Raw genomic sequence first — 4,238 nt, 5'->3', positions numbered from 1 at the left:
CCTTTGGGCGCCTCCGTTACCTTTTAGGAGGCGACCGCCCCAGTCAAACTGCCCGTCAGACACTGTCTCCGATAGGGATAACCTATCTGGGTTAGAGTAGCCATAACACAAGGGTAGTATCCCAACAACGCCTCACTCGAAACTGGCGTCCCGAGGTCATAGGCTCCTACCTATCCTGTACATGTGGTACAGATACTCAATATCAAACTGCAGTAAAGCTCCATGGGGTCTTTCCGTCCTGTCGCGGGTAACCTGCATCTTCACAGGTACTAAAATTTCACCGAGTCTCTCGTTGAGACAGTGCCCAAATCATTACGCCTTTCGTGCGGGTCGGAACTTACCCGACAAGGAATTTCGCTACCTTAGGACCGTTATAGTTACGGCCGCCGTTTACTGGGGCTTCAATTCATACCTTCGCTATTGCTAAGCACTCCTCTTAACCTTCCAGCACCGGGCAGGCGTCACCCCCTATACATCATCTTACGATTTAGCAGAGAGCTGTGTTTTTGATAAACAGTTGCTTGGGCCTATTCACTGCGGCTGACCATAAGTCAGCGCCCCTTCTCCCGAAGTTACGGGGCCATTTTGCCGAGTTCCTTAACGAGAGTTCTCTCGCTCACCTGAGGCTACTCGCCTCGACTACCTGTGTCGGTTTGCGGTACGGGTAGAGTATAATTAACGCTAGAAGCTTTTCTCGGCAGTGTGACATCACTAACTTCGCTACTAAACTTCGCTCCCCATCACAGCTCAATGTTATAGATATAAGCATTTGACTCATATCACACCTCACTGCTTGGCCAGACACTTCCAATCGTCTGGTTTAGTTAGCCTACTGCGTCCCTCCATCACTATATACTCTAGTACAGGAATATCAACCTGTTGTCCATCGGATACACCTTTCGGTCTCTCCTTAGGTCCCGACTAACCCAGGGCGGACGAGCCTTCCCCTGGAAACCTTAGTCTTACGGTGGACAGGATTCTCACCTGTCTTTCGCTACTCATACCGGCATTCTCACTTCTATGCGCTCCAGCACTCCTCACGGTACACCTTCTTCGCACATAGAACGCTCTCCTACCATACCTATAAAGGTATCCACAGCTTCGGTAATATGTTTTAGCCCCGGTACATTTTCGGCGCAGGGTCACTCGACTAGTGAGCTATTACGCACTCTTTGAATGAATAGCTGCTTCTAAGCTAACATCCTAGTTGTCTGTGCAACCCCACATCCTTTTCCACTTAACATATATTTTGGGACCTTAGCTGGTGGTCTGGGCTGTTTCCCTTTCGACTACGGATCTTAGCACTCGCAGTCTGACTGCCGATTATATCTCGTTGGCATTCGGAGTTTATCTGAGATTGGTAATCCGGGATGGACCCCTCACCCAAACAGTGCTCTACCTCCAAGAGACTTAACATCGACGCTAGCCCTAAAGCTATTTCGGAGAGAACCAGCTATCTCCAAGTTCGTTTGGAATTTCTCCGCTACCCACAAGTCATCCAAGCACTTTTCAACGTGCCCTGGTTCGGTCCTCCAGTGAGTTTTACCTCACCTTCAACCTGCTCATGGGTAGGTCACATGGTTTCGGGTCTACGACATGATACTAATGCGCCCTATTAAGACTCGGTTTCCCTACGGCTCCGTCTCTTCAACTTAACCTCGCATCATATCGTAACTCGCCGGTTCATTCTACAAAAGGCACGCTCTCACCCATTAACGGGCTCGAACTTGTTGTAGGCACACGGTTTCAGGTTCTATTTCACTCCCCTCCCGGGGTGCTTTTCACCTTTCCCTCACGGTACTGGTTCACTATCGGTCACTAGAGAGTATTTAGGGTTGGGAGATGGTCCTCCCAGATTCCGACGAGATTTCTCGTGTCTCGCCGTACTCAGGATACTGCTAGGTATAAAGACTATTTCGAATACGAGGCTATTACTCTCTTTGGCCTACCTTCCCAGGTAGTTCTTCTATAGTCTTTAAGTCCACGTTGCAGTCCTACAACCCCGAAGAGTAAACTCTTCGGTTTGCCCTCTTGCCGTTTCGCTCGCCGCTACTAAGGCAATCGCTTTTGCTTTCTCTTCCTGCAGCTACTTAGATGTTTCAGTTCACTGCGTCTTCCTCTACATTACCTTAACAGTAATGAGTGACAGGCATTACCTGCCGGGTTCCCCCATTCGGACATCTCTGGATCATTGCTCACTTACAGCTCCCCAAAGCATTTCGTCGTTAGTCACGTCCTTCATCGGCTTCTAGTGCCAAGGCATCCACCGTGCGCCCTTATTAACTTAACCTTATTTTGGTCTTTCGACCTAACTCATTAAATATTCACAGCGTTTCGGTTTATTTTCTTGTTACTATCTATATGTAATTATTTACATATGGAATTTGATATAGATATTCAATTTTCAATGGACAATACTTGAATCTTTCGATTCAATGGAGCCTAGCGGGATCGAACCGCTGACCTCCTGCGTGCAAAGCAGGCGCTCTCCCAGCTGAGCTAAGGCCCCACAAGACCTCTCAAAACTAAATAAGAAACTCAAGTACATTCCGTTTTTCCTTAGAAAGGAGGTGATCCAGCCGCACCTTCCGATACGGCTACCTTGTTACGACTTCACCCCAATCATCTATCCCACCTTAGGCGGCTGGCTCCAAAAGGTTACCTCACCGACTTCGGGTGTTACAAACTCTCGTGGTGTGACGGGCGGTGTGTACAAGGCCCGGGAACGTATTCACCGCGGCGTGCTGATCCGCGATTACTAGCGATTCCGACTTCATGTAGGCGAGTTGCAGCCTACAATCCGAACTGAGATTGGCTTTAAGAGATTAGCTTGCCGTCACCGACTCGCAACTCGTTGTACCAACCATTGTAGCACGTGTGTAGCCCAGGTCATAAGGGGCATGATGATTTGACGTCATCCCCACCTTCCTCCGGTTTATTACCGGCAGTCTCGCTAGAGTGCCCAACTGAATGATGGCAACTAACAATAGGGGTTGCGCTCGTTGCGGGACTTAACCCAACATCTCACGACACGAGCTGACGACAACCATGCACCACCTGTCACCGATGTACCGAAGTAACTTTCTATCTCTAGAAATAGCATCGGGATGTCAAGACCTGGTAAGGTTCTTCGCGTTGCTTCGAATTAAACCACATGCTCCACCGCTTGTGCGGGCCCCCGTCAATTCCTTTGAGTTTCAACCTTGCGGTCGTACTCCCCAGGCGGAGTGCTTAATGCGTTAGCTGCGGCACTGAATCCCGGAAAGGATCCAACACCTAGCACTCATCGTTTACGGCGTGGACTACCAGGGTATCTAATCCTGTTCGCTCCCCACGCTTTCGAGCCTCAGCGTCAGTTACAGACCAGAGAGCCGCTTTCGCCACCGGTGTTCCTCCATATATCTACGCATTTCACCGCTACACATGGAATTCCACTCTCCCCTTCTGCACTCAAGTTTGACAGTTTCCAAAGCGAACTATGGTTGAGCCACAGCCTTTAACTTCAGACTTATCAAACCGCCTGCGCTCGCTTTACGCCCAATAAATCCGGACAACGCTCGGGACCTACGTATTACCGCGGCTGCTGGCACGTAGTTAGCCGTCCCTTTCTGGTAAGCTACCGTCACAGTGTGAACTTTCCACTCTCACACTCGTTCTTGACTTACAACAGAGCTTTACGATCCGAAAACCTTCTTCACTCACGCGGCGTTGCTCGGTCAGGGTTGCCCCCATTGCCGAAGATTCCCTACTGCTGCCTCCCGTAGGAGTCTGGGCCGTGTCTCAGTCCCAGTGTGGCCGATCACCCTCTCAGGTCGGCTATGTATCGTCGCCTAGGTGAGCCGTTACCTCACCTACTAGCTAATACAACGCAGGTCCATCTTGTAGTGGAGCAATTGCCCCTTTCAAATAAATGACATGTGTCATCCATTGTTATGCGGTATTAGCTATCGTTTCCAATAGTTATCCCCCGCTACAAGGCAGGTTACCTACGCGTTACTCACCCGTTCGCAACTCATCCAAGAAGAGCAAGCTCCTCTCTTCAGCGTTCTACTTGCATGTATTAGGCACGCCGCCAGCGTTCGTCCTGAGCCAGGATCAAACTCTCATTAAAATCTTTAATAATTGTTCGAGCGTTAACTCATTACCGTCGTCTGACGATTTATTCTTGTAAATTGACAGGTTATAATTTCTTCTATCATAACCCTGCACTTGGTTTCTTATTCAGTTCTCAAAGGTCT

General features: G+C 49.3%; 1 tRNA gene and 2 rRNA genes. All 3 read right to left on the bottom strand.

The annotated features are described in order from the left end of the window. Positions 1-2,290: ribosomal RNA gene (locus HMPREF2867_RS01290) — 23S ribosomal RNA — on the bottom strand; the annotation flags it as partial. Positions 2,291-2,436: 146 nt separating this feature from the next. After that, positions 2,437-2,509, bottom strand: a tRNA-Ala gene (locus tag HMPREF2867_RS01285). 54 nt (positions 2,510-2,563) lie between these two features. Further along, positions 2,564-4,111, bottom strand: a 16S ribosomal RNA gene (locus tag HMPREF2867_RS01280). Between the last annotated feature and the right edge of the window lie 127 nt (positions 4,112-4,238).

This window comes from Streptococcus sp. HMSC064H09 (assembly GCF_001812625.1).
Classification (GTDB): domain Bacteria; phylum Bacillota; class Bacilli; order Lactobacillales; family Streptococcaceae; genus Streptococcus.
The sequence above is the reverse complement of the archived record's forward strand: the minus strand, read 5'-3'. Positions and strand labels throughout refer to the sequence as shown.